General features: G+C 72.4%; 14 protein-coding genes. 3 read left to right on the top strand and 11 right to left on the bottom strand.

Annotation, left to right across the window (positions count from 1 at the left end):
* Window positions 1-72: 72 nt before the first annotated feature.
* Window positions 73-285 (bottom strand): DUF397 domain-containing protein, encoded by a 213-nt coding sequence (locus tag ACIBCT_RS01720; RefSeq protein ID WP_399185480.1) that lies wholly within the window; start codon window positions 283-285, stop codon window positions 73-75.
* On the bottom strand, window positions 276-1,091 hold the full coding sequence (locus ACIBCT_RS01715) for a Scr1 family TA system antitoxin-like transcriptional regulator (protein WP_399185479.1): 816 nt from the start codon (window positions 1,089-1,091) through the stop codon (window positions 276-278). The genes ACIBCT_RS01720 and ACIBCT_RS01715 overlap by 10 nt, the downstream gene beginning before the upstream one ends.
* A gap of 701 nt (window positions 1,092-1,792) precedes the next feature.
* Between ACIBCT_RS01715 and ACIBCT_RS01710 the strand changes: the two genes are divergently transcribed.
* Complete coding sequence (locus ACIBCT_RS01710) at window positions 1,793-2,263, top strand: ATP-binding protein (protein WP_399185478.1); 471 nt, start codon at window positions 1,793-1,795, stop codon at window positions 2,261-2,263.
* A 47-nt stretch (window positions 2,264-2,310) separates the two neighbouring features.
* On the opposite strand, the gene ACIBCT_RS01705 is transcribed toward ACIBCT_RS01710, so the two are convergent.
* The 4 genes from ACIBCT_RS01705 to ACIBCT_RS01690 all read right to left on the bottom strand — a co-directional run bounded on the left by ACIBCT_RS01705 (window position 2,311) and on the right by ACIBCT_RS01690 (window position 6,859).
* The gene (locus ACIBCT_RS01705) at window positions 2,311-4,455 is read right to left on the bottom strand and encodes a peptidase domain-containing ABC transporter (protein ID WP_399185477.1); all 2,145 of its coding nucleotides are present in this window, start codon (window positions 4,453-4,455) and stop codon (window positions 2,311-2,313) included.
* A gap of 75 nt (window positions 4,456-4,530) precedes the next feature.
* Window positions 4,531-5,643: a TIGR04500 family putative peptide maturation system protein gene (locus ACIBCT_RS01700; protein WP_399185476.1), complete on the bottom strand. Its 1,113-nt coding sequence runs from the start codon at window positions 5,641-5,643 to the stop codon at window positions 4,531-4,533.
* A complete protein-coding gene (locus tag ACIBCT_RS01695; RefSeq protein WP_399185475.1) occupies window positions 5,633-6,634 on the bottom strand; it encodes an MvdC/MvdD family ATP grasp protein in 1,002 nt (333 codons plus the stop codon). The genes ACIBCT_RS01700 and ACIBCT_RS01695 overlap by 11 nt, the downstream gene beginning before the upstream one ends.
* A gap of 87 nt (window positions 6,635-6,721) precedes the next feature.
* Window positions 6,722-6,859: a hypothetical protein gene (locus ACIBCT_RS01690; RefSeq protein WP_399185474.1), complete on the bottom strand. Its 138-nt coding sequence runs from the start codon at window positions 6,857-6,859 to the stop codon at window positions 6,722-6,724.
* 306 nt (window positions 6,860-7,165) lie between these two features.
* Between ACIBCT_RS01690 and ACIBCT_RS01685 the strand changes: the two genes are divergently transcribed.
* Window positions 7,166-7,834, top strand: coding sequence for a LysE family translocator (locus tag ACIBCT_RS01685; protein ID WP_399185472.1), 669 nt, complete (start codon window positions 7,166-7,168; stop codon window positions 7,832-7,834).
* Between the two features lie 134 nt (window positions 7,835-7,968).
* On the opposite strand, the gene ACIBCT_RS01680 is transcribed toward ACIBCT_RS01685, so the two are convergent.
* The 3 genes from ACIBCT_RS01680 to ACIBCT_RS01670 form a co-directional block, all read right to left on the bottom strand.
* Complete coding sequence (locus ACIBCT_RS01680; protein ID WP_399185470.1) at window positions 7,969-9,420, bottom strand: hypothetical protein; 1,452 nt, start codon at window positions 9,418-9,420, stop codon at window positions 7,969-7,971.
* 92 nt (window positions 9,421-9,512) lie between these two features.
* On the bottom strand, window positions 9,513-11,981 hold the full coding sequence (locus tag ACIBCT_RS01675; RefSeq protein ID WP_399185469.1) for a glycosyltransferase: 2,469 nt from the start codon (window positions 11,979-11,981) through the stop codon (window positions 9,513-9,515).
* The gene (locus ACIBCT_RS01670) at window positions 11,978-12,715 is read right to left on the bottom strand and encodes a WecB/TagA/CpsF family glycosyltransferase (protein ID WP_399185467.1); all 738 of its coding nucleotides are present in this window, start codon (window positions 12,713-12,715) and stop codon (window positions 11,978-11,980) included. The genes ACIBCT_RS01675 and ACIBCT_RS01670 overlap by 4 nt, the downstream gene beginning before the upstream one ends.
* A 393-nt stretch (window positions 12,716-13,108) precedes the next feature.
* On the opposite strand from ACIBCT_RS01670, the gene ACIBCT_RS01665 reads away from it, so the two are divergent.
* Complete coding sequence (locus tag ACIBCT_RS01665) at window positions 13,109-13,657, top strand: dTDP-4-dehydrorhamnose 3,5-epimerase family protein (protein WP_399185466.1); 549 nt, start codon at window positions 13,109-13,111, stop codon at window positions 13,655-13,657.
* On the opposite strand, the gene ACIBCT_RS01660 is transcribed toward ACIBCT_RS01665, so the two are convergent.
* The gene (locus ACIBCT_RS01660; RefSeq protein WP_399185465.1) at window positions 13,596-15,053 is read right to left on the bottom strand and encodes an O-antigen ligase family protein; all 1,458 of its coding nucleotides are present in this window, start codon (window positions 15,051-15,053) and stop codon (window positions 13,596-13,598) included. The genes ACIBCT_RS01665 and ACIBCT_RS01660 overlap by 62 nt on opposite strands.
* Window positions 15,050-15,784 carry a hypothetical protein gene (locus tag ACIBCT_RS01655; RefSeq protein WP_399185463.1) on the bottom strand — a complete coding sequence of 245 codons (735 nt, stop codon included), beginning with the start codon at window positions 15,782-15,784 and terminating at the stop codon, window positions 15,050-15,052. Before ACIBCT_RS01655 ends, ACIBCT_RS01660 begins: the two co-directional genes overlap by 4 nt.
* Between the last annotated feature and the right edge of the window lie 33 nt (window positions 15,785-15,817).

Raw genomic sequence — 15,817 nt, 5'->3', positions numbered from 1 at the left:
CTTCCAGCAGAGCCGACAACTCGGCGATCGCGGCTCGCAACCGATCGGCTCCGGCATGAGCGTCCTGTCGGACTAGAAGTCGAACTCGCCCTTCTTGGCGCCGTCGATGAAGGCGTCCCAGACGCTCGCGCTCACCACGAACGGCGCCCGCTCGGGAGCCTCGGTGTCACGCAACCCCACCCGGCCACCCGACAACGGAGCCACCTCCAGGCAGTTGCCCTGATTGGATCCGCTCTTGGTGGCCTTGCGCCAGGCCGCACTCTTCAGCTCATCACTCAGATCCACAGCTTCTCGGCCTTTCTGATCAACTCGATGGACGCGCGCCGGGGTTGCGCCTCCGCGCGCAGGGCGTCGTATCTGGCGTGGATGGCCTCCACGTCTTCGGGACGACTTGATACATATCCATTGGTTGCAGATTCGATGTACACCATATCCGGGTTCCCTGGAAGCTGGGCGATCACGAAACCGCCGAGGATTCCCGTTGTCACTCCCAGTTCCATGGGAACGATCTGGACGCCGATTCGCGGGGACTCCATCGCCCGCACGAGCCGTTCGAGTTGTCGGCGCATGACGTCTCCGCCACCGATGGGGCGATACAGAACGCCCTCGTCGATCACCGCACGAAACAGGGGCGGGTCGTCACGACCCAAGATCGTCTGACGCTCCATTCGAGCGGTGACGGCTTTTTCTGTCTGCTCGTCGGTTATGCCGGGCTCTCCGCGGATGACCGCCCGCGCGTATTCCTCGGTCTGGAGCAGGCCGGGCATGACGAGCGGCTCCCAGGTGTGCAGCGTGTGCGCGGCCGGTTCGACATCGAGCCAGCCCCGGAACCACCGAGGGCTCGCGGCGTGGGTGATGTACTCCCAGAGCTGGACGAGCTCTCCGCCCGCCTCCAGGACCTCGTCGCAGCGTTGTGCCAGGTTGCGACTGGGGGTGCGCTCGCCTCTCTCGACGAAGCTCAGCAGGCTCCTGCTGAACTGGGTCACCTCGGCCAGCTCGTCCTGAGTTATTTTTGCCCTTTTTCGATATTTACGGAGTTCCGCACCGAAGAGAGCCAGATTGCTCACTCTCGGATCGAGATCGGAATTCATGAACATTTTGGCTCCGTCCAGCGAAGAATTCCACACCGCGACACAGGCGACACAGCTTTTCTACAAACCGTCTCGTCGATGTACCGCAGATTTCAACACTCAAAGCAGCCATTAGAGGGCACTCTGTTGAGGGTTCCGGGAAACCGGGGACGCCACTGGAACGGCTTTCCCGTGCCCGTAGTGAGCGCTCCTCCGCGAGCATCGAAAAATCATCGGATATGTCCGAGTCGAGAGGGTGAGAATGTCCGCTCAGCCACGTGGAGAACAGATCGACGGCCGCACCTCGGCTTCTTCCGGACACGTACCTGTCACCGCTGAGTAAGTCCGACGGAAAAACGCACGCGCCCGACGCGATGCCCCCGCCCCACGAACAGATCGGGGCCTGCCACGGCACGGCACGCCATGACAGGCCCCTCGACCGGACTGTGGAGGTCCGACCTGATGCACGCCCCCAGAGGAAACCCCAGGCCGATCCGGGTGCGTCGGCACGCGGACCGGCCGCCGATGCCGCTCGGCTGCCGCTGGCGCGGCCATCCCCCGTACGCGCACGAGGCCGCCGGCCTTCCTCGGTGCCGTACCGGCGTGGACGCCCGTACTCCCTCGGGCAGGGTCCCCCACCGGCAGGGAGCGACCGCGTGAACGGGCGCGACCCGACGCGCGAGGCCGGACACCGCACACCTTCACCCCGAGGAGGGACCACCATGCCTGAGACCCCGGACGCCTCGCGGTTCGCGGACACGCCGCGGGGGGCCGGTCAGCGCTCCCCGGACGAGCCGCGCGCCGTCTGCTGGGACCTGCCGCACGACCTGCCGATCGTCGCCAAGGTCCGCGCCATGGTGCGCGAGACCCTCACCGCCTGGGCGCTGCGCCACCTGGCCGACGACGTCGTCCTGGTGACCGGTGAGCTGCTCGCCAACGCGATCGTCCACGGCGAGCCCGTGGTCAGGCTCACCCTGCTCGCAGGGGCGGACGGGCTAGAGGTCCGGGTCGCCGACCGGGGATCCGGGCGCGTCCGCCGTCTCGCGCTCGACATCGAGGCCGTCCACGGCCGTGGCCTGGCCATCGTCGGCGCCCTCGCCCACGACCACGGCGTCACCCCCCTGCCCGACCGCCCCGGAAAGACCGTCTGGGCCCGCTGGCGCCTTCCCCCTCCCGGTGGATCCGAGGCCTAGGGCATCGGCACCCGGCGGCGACCTGTCGTCGCCGTACCGGGCGGCTCTCAGCTGGGGGCGAGGACCGGTGCGGGGTCGGGCGTCCGCTGCTGGTTGCTCACCAGATGGGCGTAGTGGCCGCCGTGCTCCATGAGCTGACGGTGGGTGCCGGCCTCGCTGATCTGGCCGCGGTGCAGCACCACGATCAGGTCGGCGTCCCGGATCGTGGACAGCCGGTGGGCGATGATGATCTGCGTCTGACCGAGCTTGAGCAGGTTGCGGCGGATGCGTTCCTCGGTGACCGCGTCCAGCGACGCGGTGGGCTCGTCCAGCAGCAGGATGCGGGGGCGGTGGACCAGGGCGCGGGCCAGCGCCAGGCGCTGGCGCTGGCCGCCGGACAGGCGCGTGCCGCCCTCGCCGATGTGGGTGTCGTAGCCCTGCGGAAGACGCGTGATCTCGTCGTGGAGTTCGGCCAGCCGGGCGGCGTGCTCGACCGTCTGCCGGCTGACGTCGGTGAAGCCCGCGATGTTGGCGGCGATGGTGCCCGAGAACAGGTGCGGCTGCTGGGTGACCACGCCCACCTGCTGCCGCAGCCACCGCCGGTCGATCTCCTGCAGCGGGGTGTCGTCGAAGCGGACCTGCCCGGCGGTCGGCTCGGTCAGGCCGATGAGGGTACGGCCCAGGGTGGTCTTGCCCGATCCCGACGCGCCGACGATGGCGACCCGCGCGCCCGCCGGGATGCGCAGGGAGAGGTCGCGCAGGACCGGCGTGCGGGCGTCGTAGCCGACGCTGATCTTGGTGACGGTGATGCTGCCGCTCAGCCCGTTCTCCGGGCGGACGCCGCCGGTGCGCTCCGGTGGCGTGCCCATCAGGTCGGCGATGCGGCCGAGGTGCGCCGCGGCCAGTTGCAGCTGGTAGACGATGCCCAGGAGCGACGCGAGCGGCGCGGTCGCGGCGATGGCGAGGGACACCAGGGCGAGCCGGTCGCCCAGCGTCCCGGCGGCCGAGGCGAACACGGTCACCAGCAGGCCCAGGTGGAGGGCGAGCTGCAGGGTGGCGGTGACGGTCTGGACGGTGGCCACGTGCCGGTCCCGGGCCGCCCCGGTGGCCAGTTCCTCCTCGTGGTGGTTGCGCCAGCGGGCCACGGCGGCCGCCTCCCCGCCGGACGCCTTGATCGCCTCGACGCCGGCCAGGCTGTCGACCATGGTGGCCTGGGTGACGGCGTTGGTGTGCAGGGCGGCGAAGGCCAGATGCATGCCGCGACGGGCGGTGGCCAGTACCACGCCTGCCTGCAGCACCGCCGCCACGATCGCCACGAGCCCGAGCTCGGGGGAGGCGATGATGAGCAGGGTCAGGTACGTCACCGCCGTGGCCAGGTCGAACAGGAAGGCCAGCGACTGCTCGGTGAGCAGGTCGCGCAGCATGGCCACCCCGCTGAGCCGGGTCAGCAGGTCGCCGCTGGAATGACGCTGGAAGAAGCGGTACGGCAGCGACAGGGTGTGGCCGAGGAGCGCGCGCATCCCCTCGGCCGCGACCGAGGTCTGCAGCCGGATCAGCACCCGGGCGCGCACCCAGGACGTCAGCCCGTACACGAGCACGACGCACAGCGCGGCGGCCACCAGCGTCGTCACGTCCATCGCCACCGGCCGGTCCACCACGAGCTTGGTGAAGAGCGGCACGGCCAGCCCGAGCAGTTGCACCGTCAGCGAGGCCACCAGCACCGCGGCGATGAGCTTCCGGTCGGACAGCGCGGGTGCCAGCAGCGGGCGCAGCACGCGCCAGGGCCGGGGCCGGGCGCCGGGGGTGAGCCCGTCGGGGGCGTCGGCCAGCAGGACCTTGCCGCAGTACCCGTCCTGGAACTGCTGCCACGACAGTCGCCGCCGTCCCCGCGCGGGATCGACCACGACGGCGCCGCGCGGTCCGGCCTGTTCGACGACGACGAAGTGGTTGTTCTCCCACACGGCGATGAACGGTGCGGGCAGCGCGCCGGTGGTGTCGATGGGAGCGCGGCAGGCCCGCAGCCGCAGCCCGAAACGGGCCCCGGCCTGGATCATCTCCCGCAGGCTCACCCCGTCCACGCCCTCGGTCAGGTGCTCGCGCACCTCCGCGAGGCCGGTGCGGCGGCCCAGCGCGCTGAGCACCATGGCCAGGCACGCGGCGCCGCAGTCACTGCGGGCCAGTTGCATCCGCAGCGGCACGCGGCGTCGTTTCACCGCCGCACCTCCTCGGCCTGGCGGACCTGCTGGAATCGCCTGGTCTCCCTCACCGTCTCGTCCGCCCGATCGCGCTCACAGCCAGAACCACCGGATCTCCGCCGTGCGCCGCCGCTCGTCCAGCCACGCCTGGAAGGCCGCGTCCCGCGCGGCGTCGAGCACCTCCGGTGCGCCGGGGTCGGGCGGAAGGACCTCGTGGACGGCCCCGGCCAGATACTCGCCCTCGTGCGGAACCGGTCCGGTCGCCGCCCCCGCGGCCACCGTCCGCAGGGGCTCGGGCAGCTTTGGGGTGAGCGCGGTGGCGGCGTGCATCCGCAGCCTGTGCCCGGACGGCCCGGCCGGGCGTTGGAGTGCGGCCAGGGCCCGGGCGGGGAAGTCCTCCACCGGACCTTCCAGCAGGGCGCCGAGCCCGTCGGCGTCGGGCCCGGTCGCCCACACCGCGCGCCGTACCGCGAAGTCCTCCGGGTGTTCGGCCAGGTGTCGGCGGGCGGGTTCGCCGGCGAAACGGTCGCGGACGCGGGCGATGAGCGCCTGGGTACGGGCGTGGGTCTCGAACACCTCCGGCGACATGCCGGCCTCGGCCAGCCACTCCAGCGTCTGCGCCCGGCCGGTGAGCCCCCGGCGCCGGCGGAACTCGTCTGAGGCCGCCTGCATCTCGGCCGGGGTCGGCGTCTGGTTCGTCTTCTCCAGCTCGTTGAGCAGGATGCGGTGGTCCACGAGCCGCTCGTGGAGCTGCCGGTCGCGCACGCCCAGGGCGCGGATGGTGGACAGCGCCGCCGCGATCGACAGCCCGGTCCCGTCGACGCTGAGGATGTTGGCCGCCGCCCAGTGGGTGGAGTGGTCCACCAGCCAGGGGATGCCGTCGTCCACCTCGGTCGAGACCGCGACGGTGCCGCCCTCGGGGTGGTCGAGGAGCAGGTCGTACCCGACCCGGGTCGTCCCGTGCGGCTCGTCGACGGCCAGCTGGGCCCGCAGGTACGGCCGCGCGGCGGCCCAGTCGCTCACGCGCCGCCGCGCCTCGCCCACCGCGTCTCGCGCGGTCGGCAGCCCCCGCAGGAGCGTGACCGCCCCGGCGAGGTCGTCGGCGAAGGCGGCGGGAGCGGGGGCCGCGGCAGCAGGGGTGGAGGCGGGAGCGGCGGACGTGGTGGGGGCGGCTGCCGGGTCACGGGTGCTCTGGTCAGCGGGCATCGGCGGAATCCTTCAGATCGGGGCGGGCGGCGGCGGCGGCGAGCCAGTCGGCGATGGCGTCGCTGATGGGCATGCCGGTGCGCAGCTCGACGAAGGCCCACTGGCCGTTGACGTTGAGTTCCAGGAAGACGTACCGGCCGTCCGGGGTCACGATGAAGTCCAGCGCGCCGAAGCTCAGGCCCAGCCCGGCCACCAGGCGGACACAGCGGTCGCTGATGTCGCCCGGCAGGTCGTAGGCCGCGTAGCCCACCGTGACGTCGTGATAGTGCCGCCAGTCCAGGGTGGTCGTCCGTGAGGCCTGGGAGTCGATGCGGGCGGCGAACACCCGCTCGCCCACCACGGTCACCCGCAGCTCGTACGCCTTGGGCACGTTCGGCTGCAGCATGGCCGGGCCGTGGCGGAGCCGGTGACGCCCGGTCAGCCGCCGCCTGGGAACCATCGCGGTGTACAGGTGACCGTTCTCCCCGTCCCGTGCGAACGGGCGGAACTGGAGCGTCTTGGTGATCATCCGTCCGCCGGCCCGGTTCCACGCCGGCACCAGGACCTCCGGATCGTTGGTCACCACCGTGTCGGCCACGGTCAGACCGAGCTCGGTGGCCCGGTGCAGGTGCAGCAGCTTGTTGTCGACGGCCGCGGCGTGCTGCCGCAGCGCGGGCATCCACCGGGCGTCGACCATGAGGTCGTACGCGCCGGCGATCGCGACCGTGGCCGTGTGCTCGGCGAAGGCGCGCTGTGACGGCTCCGGCACCTCGGTCGCGGCCGGCCGGTCGGGGCGCCGGTCCCACACGGCGCGTACCTTCGACAGGTCGTGCGTCTCACCCCGGTAGGTCAGCGTCTGGCACCAGCGGCCGTCGAGACAGCTGGTGGTGAGGGTGGAGGCCCCGGGATAGTCGGCCTCGTCCCACCACAGCAGCGGCACGCCGCGCTCCTGCAGTTTGGGCAGCACGGCGTGCACCGAGTCGTCACGGTGGCTGCTGATGATCAATAACACGGTTCGTCTGGTCCCTTGCAGTCGCAACAACGGGGAGCCCGACGAGGGCTCCCCGTTGTTCACCGAACCTCGGTCATCGGGGTCGGCTTATTCCTTCCAGCAGTCGCCGCCCTTGCTGGCGGTGCACACATAGACGCTCCAGTTGGGCTCCATGCCCGCGACCACCTCCAGTTCCTCGCCCTCGAGCGGGGAGACGCCGGCGGGAAGGTCATCGATTCTCAGCATGTCGTTCACCTCCTTTCCGGCTTCACAGGGCCGCGCTCAGCGGCCCTGTGAAGCGATGATGGCGAGCACGACTTGCGATCCACCGCAACCGTGCCTGGAAGCGACCGTCATGACTTGTGACCCACCGCAACCGTGGTTGGAAGTGACTTGCAAAGCACGGCCGGCGCCTCGCCCCGAAGGGCCGACCAGGGCCGATCTGTGCCCACATGGAGGATCACCGGGCACTCGTGGGCGAGTGCCCGACCCCGAAGGAGCCGGTGAACCCGCCCGCGCAAAACGCGTTGAACAGGTGGCAGGTGCGTCACCATGATGAAGTTCATGGACCTCCTCTCCTCCATCCCCGCCTTCGTCCTCGCCGTGGTGCTGATCTCCGCCTCGCCGGGTCCGGCGATGGCGCTGATCCTGCGCCGCGCGGCCCTGCGCGGCTTCTCCGGCGCGGTGCCCACGGTGCTGGGCCTGGAGGCCGGCCTGTACCTGTGGGCGCTGCTCGCCGCAGCCGGGCTCGCCGCCCTGGTGGCCGCCTCGGAGGTGGCCTTCCTCGTCCTGCGCGTGGTGGGGGCGGGCTTCCTGCTCTACCTCGGGATCAGGGCCTGGCGCTCGGCGTGGAGCAGCCGGGGAGCGACCGGGGCGGCCGAGGAGGTCGAGACCGGGAAGCCGGCGTCCGGGTCGGCGCCGGCCTGGTGGAAGGCGTTCGGTGAGGGGGCGCTGGTGATGCTGGCCAACCCGAAGGCCGCCGCCTTCATGATCGCGTTCTATCCGCAGTTCGTACCGGCCGACCGGCCGCTGTTCGCCACGACCGCGCTGCTCGCCGCGCTCCAGGTGGCCATCGAGATCGTCCTGTACCTGGCGCTGGCGGCCGCGGTCGGGCGGGCCGGCGCGTGGTTCCGCCGCCCGGTGATCCGGCGCCGGCTGGACGCGGTCAGCGGCACGGTCCTCGTGGCCCTGAGCCTGCGCGTGGCCACCGAGAGCCGCTGATCCATCGGGGCCGCCGGGGGTGGACGCGGTGCTCGAAGACAACTCCGGCCAGATCATCGGCATCGAGGTCAAGGCCGCGGAGACGGTGCGGTCGGTGTCCTTCTCTCCTCGTGACGGGTTTCAGGCGGGGCACGCTAAGGGGTGATCCGGTAGACGTGGTGGGAGTGCTCGGCCGCGAAGGAGTCGGTGAACCTGCCCTTGCGGTCGATCCGTACGGACCGGTTCTCGAAGAGGACCTCCGCCCGTGAGGCCCGCATCCCCCGAGGCAGGGTGAACGTGCGCCTGCCGGGGGCGGTGGCGGCGCGGGGCATCGCGAAGACGTAGGACGAGCCCCGGTGGTGTTTCAGCATGGTGTCGAGGCCGGGGCCGAAGCGGTGCCGGTAGGACTGGGTGTTCAGCACGGGCGCCAGCTTCGCGATCCTGCGGTTGATCTCGGCCACCGCGGGCCTGACCTTCTGCCCGCACTTCTCGCGCAGGACGTGCTGGGAGTGGCACGGCCCGCCGAAGTTGTGGTTGAAGTAGACGATGCCCCGGGCCTCGTGGATCAGTGAGCTCATCACCGCTCCCGTCACCTGCTGCGGCTCGATCGCCCGGGTGTCGTTCTCGGCGGGCCAGCCGACCTCGACGAAGCCGTAGATCGGCTGCAGGCGTCCGTCCAGCGCGTCCAGCTCGCGCTGACGGTCGATGACGGCGCCGTAGTTGGCGGCCCGGCGGCACCGGGACTCCGGCAGGGACAGGAAGTTCTTGCCGTCCAGGCAGACGCTCGCGCTGGTGTACCAGTAGACGTCCGACGAGACGACGTCGGTGAAGTAGTTGACGAACGTGGCGGCGTCCGCGTCCCTCTCCCACATCATCACGCCCTTGCCGAAGTTGGCGTAGTGCATCCTCCCGTCCCCCCGGGGGAACCGGTTCTTCTGCGTGCGCAGCACGGTGAAGCCGCACCCCTTGTTCTCGGGGATGCACAGTGGCCCCTCGCCGGGGTGCTTGCCCGTCCACGGCGCGTCCCCGGCCTTCGCCCACATGTCGACCTCGTCGTCGAGCAGCCAGCCCACCGTCTCCTTCCCGTAGCCGGGCAGGGGGACGTTCGTCAGCGCCGACATGCCGTTCTTGCGTACCAGCGCCATGTTCGAGGTGCCGGTCAGCTCCACGTAGGTGTTGATCCCGGCCGCCCTGTCCCTGTCCACGTCGGCCTGGGTGATCACCGACTCGAACCAGACGCCCACCGGGAAGAACGACGGCCTCGTCCAGCCCGCCGCGGCCGGAGCGGCGAACCGCCCGTAGTAGGCGGGGCCGCCCTCCCAGGGCACCCGCGCGGCCGTCGCGGGAGGGCCCGCGGCAGACCAGGCGTGCCCGGCGGCCGACGTGCCGCCCTTCGACCCGCCGCCGGTCGGGAGAACGTCGGTCGGAGGGGTACCGGTCGGGAGGGTGCCGGGTGAGGGGGCGCCGGGTGAGGGGGAGGTGTCCGGCGGGAGGGCGTCCGTGGGGGACGCGCCCCCGGGAGAGGTGCCCGTGGCACCGGTGGGCGGGGGACGGACCCCGCCGGCCGGTGCGTCGACCGCGCAGGAGCCGAGCATCGCCAGCGTCACCGCTCCCGCCCCAGCCAGGACCGGGAGCGACCGTCCGGTCCCGCGTAGGGTCGCCTGTCCGCGTCCCGGCGTCCGTCCCGGCTCTCGGGGGCTCATGAGGCGACCCTGCCCGGCGCCGGTCCGGCGAGCGGCTCAGGCACCGGTTCGGTCATCGGTTCGGTCGCGGGTTCGGTCGTGGGTTCGGTCATCGGTTCTGCCACCGGTCCGGTCGCGGGTTCATGTGCCGACGCGGTCGTCGGCTCGGCGGGGGGTCCGGCCGTCGGCTCGGCGGGCGGCCGGACGGGCGGGCCGGTGGGCGGTTCGACGAGGGCCGTCAGCCGCCCGGCGCGGGAGGACCAGGACGCGCCGAGCACGGAGTCGCGCAGGGCCTCGGCCGGTAGCGGGCCCCCCTCGCGCAGTGACGCGCGTACGGCCTCCACGAAGAGGTCCGCGCCGGTGGCGATCCTCACCCGGCCGGCGTACCCGGCGAGTTCCTCGAAGGGGGTGCTGACCACCGGGAGGCCGAGCGCGAGGTACTCCTTGAGCTTGATCGGATTGGAGTTCCTGATCCACGGGGTGTCCAGCCACGGCATGATCGCGACGTCGAATCCCGACCCGTAGGCGGGGATCCGCTCGTACGGCCTGAACCCCAGCCAGTGCACGTTCGGATGCCGGGTCAGCCGTTCCATCGGGACGGTCGCGTCGCCGATCAGGACCAGCGAGACGTCGGGCAGCTCGACGGCGAGCCGTTCGAGCAGGCCGACGTCGACCAGGTAGTCGTCCAGCGCGCCGAAGAACCCCACGCGCGGCCCGGGGACGGCACGCAGGTCCGCGGGCCACTCGCTCTCCGGGTGCCTGCGGAAGTGGTCGACGTCCACCCCGTGGTCCAGGAAGTACGCCCGGTCGCCGGTGATTCCGATCTCCTCGCGCATCAGCGCGCGGCTCGCGTAGAGCACGTGGTCGGCGCCCTCCAGCAGGCCCCGCTCCAGCGTCTCGATGGTCTTCCGGTCGGACTCGGGGAACGAGGAGTGCCGGTCGGAGCGGTTGAAGACCAGCGCCCGCCTGCGCATCGGCCGTACCACGTCCCACGCCGTGGGGATGGTCACCACGATCACCGGCCGGTGCAGTCCCAGCGCCCACGCCACGACCCGCACCTGGGTACGGACCAGCAGGGCGTTCACCCGCCGGGCGGCCGGGGACCCGTAGAAGGGCAGGGGCAGCGGGGACATCACGTGGAAGCCGGGCAGCTCCGGCGACGGCCGCCGGACGAGCATCGCGACGCTGCGCAGCTTGCGCCCGACGCGCCGCAGCACCTGGGTGGACCTGCCGGGCAGCGGCATGCGCATCCCGATGCTGTTGACCACCAGGACCTTGCGGCGGGCGGCGATCGAGCGCATGAGCTGGAAGTCCGAGTGCGCCCGGTTGTGGTACCACCAGTCCTGCGCCGAGAAGCAGATGTAACCCGGCGCGTCACCGGCCTCAAGGCTCTCCGGAGCCGTCCGGGGGGACGGGCTCTCCGGAGCCGTCCGGGGGAGGCGGGGGGAACGGGCGGTCCGGGAGGTCAGGAAGGGCCGGGCGGCTCGAAGGGCACGGGAGCCCGCGGAGCCCGCGGAGCCCGCGGAGCTCGGTTCGGCGGGCAGGCGCGGCCACTCGCGCATCACGACCAGTTCCCGCAGCGCGGCCCGGTGCCGCCGCCCTCCCCCGCGGCCCCGGGCGACCCCCCGGATCAGCTCGTTGAGCCCGACGGCCAGCCGCATCAGCAGCCCGCGCGGCCGGCCGTGCAGCTCCCGGTGCATCCGGACCCGGTTGGCCGCCGAGATCGCCCACAGCCGGCTGGAGACGGACTGCTCCCCGCCGAGGTGCACGGCGCGGGATTCGGGCTCGTAGCGGATCGCGAACCCGGCCCGTCCCGCCCTGAGCATGTACTCGGTCTCCTCGGAGTACAGGAAGTAGCGCTCGTCCAGGGGGCCGAGGGCGTCCAGGCAGGCGCGGGAGACCAGCCAGGCCGCGCCGGTCACCCAGTCGGCCGTCCGCGGCCCGTCGTAGGCGGCCGGATCGACGACCAGCTCGCCCAGTGCCGGGATCCGCCCGGCCCGGTGCCCGCCGAGCAGTGCCTCCCCCAGTGCCCTCGTCACGGTGGGGCGCCTGCGCAGGGAGAGGTGGAGCTCCCCGATCTCGGAGGTGAGGCGGGGGGCCGCGATCCCGGTCCCCGGTACGGCCAGCGCCCGCCGGAGCGGGAGCACCGAACCGGGCGCGAGCCGGATGTCGGGGTTGAGCACGAACACGTCGCAGCCGTCCGCCGCGGCGACGCCCGCGTTCACGCCGGCGGCGAAACCGCCGTTGCGGCCGGTCTCGACCACCTCCGCCCAGGGCGCGGCCCCGCGTACCCGTTCGACGGTGTCGTCGGGCGAGGCGTTGTCCACCACGATGACCCGCGCCGGTCCGGCACCGGCCAGTGCCGCCTCCAGCGAGCGCAGGCACCCCTCGACGACCCGGCCGCTCGCGTAGGTGACGATCACTATGGCGAGCGGGGGCCGGTCGGGAACGGCCGTGCCGGTGCCGTCGGGGTGTTCGGGGGTCATCGACGGCTCCGGGAGGTCAGGCGGTCGCGCAGGGCGGCCGCGAGGAGGGTGAGGGCGAACGGCGCGTCGTCGCGCAGGTAGCGGCGGGCCAGGCGGCGCGGTTCCAGCGCGAGCCGGTACAGCCACTCCGCCCCCATCCGCTGGAGCGGTACCGGTGCCCGTCGGAACCGCCCGGCCGCCATCGGGATGCCGGCCCCGCAGCCGAGGTACCAGGCGCGCGGTGACTCCGCCCGGAGGGCCTCGATGATCCTTTCCTGCCTGGGGAACCCAAGCCCGACCAGGACCAGGTCCGGCTCCGCGGCACGTACGCGGGCGACCACCTCGCGCACCGCCCCGGGACTCCCGTCGAATCCGAAGGGGGGCGAGCAGGTGCCCGCCACCCGCAGGCCGGGACGGCGCGCGGCCAGGGCTCGCGCCGCGGCCTCGGGTACGCCGGGTTCCCCGCCGAGCAGGTAGACCGAGCGGTTCTCGCGGGCGGCCCGGCCGGTCAGGGAGTGGACGAGCGAGGCCCCGGTGACCCGCCCGGGAAGGGGCAGGCCCGCGAGCCTCGCCGCCCAGACCACCGGCATGCCGTCGGCGACCACGATCTCGGAACGGCCGACCAGGGCGGCCAGCGCGGGATCGCGGGTGGCGGCGCGGACGATGTCGACGTTCGCGGTGACGATGGCGCCGCCCCGCCCGCTCCGCCATCCGTCGGCCACCCGGTCCAGCAGCTCCGCCTCGGTGAGGGCCATGACCTCTACGGCACCGATCCGGACGCGTGCGCACGGGGGGACGGGCGGGGACGCGGGTACGGGGGAAGGCGTCGGAACGGACGGCCCGGCCGTCGAGGATCCGTTCTGCCGGGACCCGGTGCACGCGGAGCCGTTTCGGCCAGGTTCCTTCCACGCGGAGCCGTTCCGGCGGGACCCGGTCGGCTGTGAACCGTTCTCCGGGGAGTCGTGCCGGGAGGAGCCGTTCTGGCGGAACCCCTTCCATGCCGGCCCGTTCTCCAGGGCACCGCCCGAGCGAGAGCCGCCGTGCGCGGAACCGTTCTGTCCGGACCCGTGCCGCGAGGAGCCGTTCTGCCGGGTTCCGGAGGCCGCTCGCCCATGGTCCGCGGCACCGGGAACCGGAAGGATGGGCCCATGAGAGTCGAACGCGCCGAGATCGACGATGTCCTGTTGTTCGTCCCCACCCCGCACCGGGACGACCGCGGGCTGTTCACCCGCACCTTCGACGCCGCGCTCGCCGCAGCCCACGGGTTGCGGCCCGCCGCCTTCATCCAGGACAGCCAGTCGCGGTCCCGCCGGGGGACGATCCGGGCCCTGCACGGCAGGGGAGGCCGGGGGGAGGCCAAGCTCGTCCGGTGCGCCCGTGGCGCCGTGCACGACGTGCTCGTCGACGCCCGGCCGGACTCGGCCACCTTCGGCCGCCGGATGTCGGTCGTCCTCGACGATGAGGCGTTCGTTCATCTCTACGTTCCTCCTGGCTTGTTGCACGGCTATCAGGCGCTGACCGATCAGGCGGACGTCTGCTACCGGATCGACCGGGAGCACGACCCGGCCGAGGACCTCGCCGTCCGCTACGACGACCCCGATCTCGGCATCCACTGGCCGCTGCCGGTCACCGCGATCAGCGAACGCGATCTGGCGGCGGGCTCCTGGGCGGATCTGCTCGGCCGTCCGGCCGGTTGACCTCCTCTCCCGGCTCTCCCGGCTCTCCGGAGTCGTCACCGGCACGCCCGGTGGGTACGGGCACCGGTACGGACGCGGGGGCGCGCGCCCGACGGGTGGTGCGCAGCAGCGCGCCGGTGACACCGATGATCAGGAACGACAGCCCGGCCACGGTGGCGAACGAGCGCAGGTCGAACGTGGCGGCCCCGACGAGGGGCACGACCAGGCAGGCCGCCAGGCTCAGGCCCAGGTCCCGTACCCCGGGGTCGGAGCTGAGGTGGCGGGCGCGCAGCGCCGCCCGGATCCCGGCCAGGAAGATCGCGGAGAACGCGACCAGGCCGATCACGCCGGTCTCCACCAGCGACAGGATGTACTGGTTGTCGAAGATCAGGTGCTTCGGCGCGTACCAGGTGCCCAGCCCGCGGCCGACCCAGAAGTGGTTCCCGATCTCGGTGGCCGCCACCGCGTAGTCGTGGGTCCGGTACCGGATGCTCGAATCGCTCGACAGGCTGGTGAACAGGCCGAGGAAGACGCTGAGCAGGCCGGGGACGGCCACCTTCGTCACCACCAGGAAACCGGCGCCGCCGATCATCGCCCAGAGCCTCCGCCGCGCCGGCCATCCGGCCATCAGCACCGCGGCGACCACGGCGATCCCGAGCACCGCCGACCGCGACACCGAGAACATCAGCCCGGCGCCGATCAGCGCGCAGCACAGCCACCACCGCAGGGCGGGGACGCCCCGGTCGCGGGCGCCGAACGCGTAGTGCAGCGCGAGAGGCATGATCATCGCGCAGACCACGCCGAGCTCGATGGGATGCCCGGTGGTTGCCGCCACCCGGCGCAGCGTGTTCCTCTCCAGGATCGCGGGCAGCTCGGCGGTGAACCGGAACCCGGGGAAGTCCAGGTACTTGGTGAGGTCGAACTCGAACACGAACTGCAGCGCCGCGACGACCCCGACGGCCGCCCCGGCGACCACCAGGGACTTCAGGACGAAGTCCAGCCGCTCCCTGTCGCGGACGCCGTCGCACGCGGCCAGCCCGATGCCCACCGTCGCCACGACGAGGACGATGGCGTGGTCGGCCATGTCGAGCTCGTCGGGCGGCAGGTAGGCGGTGCCGGCGTACCCGTAGGTGAGCAGCATCGCGGCGCCGTACGCGAACAGCGCGGTGCGCACGAGGCTGGGGCCCTTGGCGGCGCCGAGGGTGACGGTGAGGTGCGCGCAGAACCACCACAGCGCGGCGAACAGGCCCAGCGCGTCGGCCGGGGTGAGCGAGAACGGCAGCCCCCGGAAGACCAGCCGTGCGGGCGAGAGCATCAGGACCACCGCGAACGTGGCCGCGAGGGTGGCCCCGTCGGCCGCGCGCAGGCCGGGACGGTCGAGGGACGCGACAGGGGACACGACGGGGGACACGGTCACGGGGCCCTCACCCGCGCGGCGCGGACGGCCGGGCGGCCCGCGGGCCCGGGTGCGGACGGTGCCGGCCCCCGGCTCCCCCGCCTGCGCGCGCGGGCGTCCAGGAAGCTCTCCAGGGAGAACACCGACGCAAGGCTCGCGAGCACTCCCAGCAGCAGTGCCGCGGCGGCCCCGCGGGACTTGCCTCCGCGCTGGGGAAGCGGCTCGGTCGGCGCCACCATCTCGCTCATCGCGATGTAGGTCGCCGGTGGCGCGTCGAGCTGTCTCTGCCGGGAGGCCAGTTCGATCCTCGCGCGGTCCCTGACGCGCGTCACGATGTCCCGCGCCCCGGCCGGGGTCGTGCTCCTGCCCTCGATGTAGACGAACGGCCCGCCGTCCATCGCCTCGGGGTTGGTGCCGCCGTTGGTGACCGTGAAGGTGGTCTCGCCGTCGGGCACCACGCCGAGCGCCCGTGCCGTCTCGGGGGTGGCGATGACCTGGATGAGCATGGAGGCGGACATGCTCAGGCCCTGGTCGAAGTTGAGCAGGGGGTTGGTCAGGCCGTTGGGGCGGGCAGGGTCGCTCGGCAGGCTCCCGCCGGTGGGCGGGATGGTCAGCACGAGCACCGCGTTCGAGACGTAGGGCGTCGGGATCGTCGCGTAGACGCCGATCGCGGCGGCCAGGGAGAGCAGGAAGGCCGGCAGCGCGACGTACCAGCGCCGCGTCACGATGAGCACCGTTCCCCAGAAGTCCACGCGCTCTCCTTCCTTTTGTCCGATGGGGGCCGC

Origin of the sequence: Streptosporangium sp. NPDC050855 (genome assembly GCF_044456585.1) — a bacterium.
Classification (GTDB): domain Bacteria; phylum Actinomycetota; class Actinomycetes; order Streptosporangiales; family Streptosporangiaceae; genus Streptosporangium; species Streptosporangium longisporum.
Note: the sequence above shows the minus strand (reverse complement) of the source record. Positions and strands in the feature narration are given on the sequence as shown.

What these genes read in the sequence shown, in the direction of transcription:
- ACIBCT_RS01715 (WP_399185479.1), bottom strand. Translation starts at nt 1,091, where the DNA reads ATGAATTCCGATCTCGATCCGAGAGTGAGCAATCTGGCTCTCTTCGGT.
- ACIBCT_RS01710 (WP_399185478.1), top strand. Translation starts at nt 1,793, where the DNA reads ATGCCTGAGACCCCGGACGCCTCGCGGTTCGCGGACACGCCGCGGGGG.
- ACIBCT_RS01700 (WP_399185476.1), bottom strand. Translation starts at nt 5,643, where the DNA reads ATGCCCGCTGACCAGAGCACCCGTGACCCGGCAGCCGCCCCCACCACG.
- ACIBCT_RS01690 (WP_399185474.1), bottom strand. Translation starts at nt 6,859, where the DNA reads ATGCTGAGAATCGATGACCTTCCCGCCGGCGTCTCCCCGCTCGAGGGC.
- ACIBCT_RS01685 (WP_399185472.1), top strand. Translation starts at nt 7,166, where the DNA reads ATGATGAAGTTCATGGACCTCCTCTCCTCCATCCCCGCCTTCGTCCTC.
- ACIBCT_RS01675 (WP_399185469.1), bottom strand. Translation starts at nt 11,981, where the DNA reads ATGACCCCCGAACACCCCGACGGCACCGGCACGGCCGTTCCCGACCGG.
- ACIBCT_RS01670 (WP_399185467.1), bottom strand. Translation starts at nt 12,715, where the DNA reads ATGGCCCTCACCGAGGCGGAGCTGCTGGACCGGGTGGCCGACGGATGG.
- ACIBCT_RS01665 (WP_399185466.1), top strand. Translation starts at nt 13,109, where the DNA reads ATGAGAGTCGAACGCGCCGAGATCGACGATGTCCTGTTGTTCGTCCCC.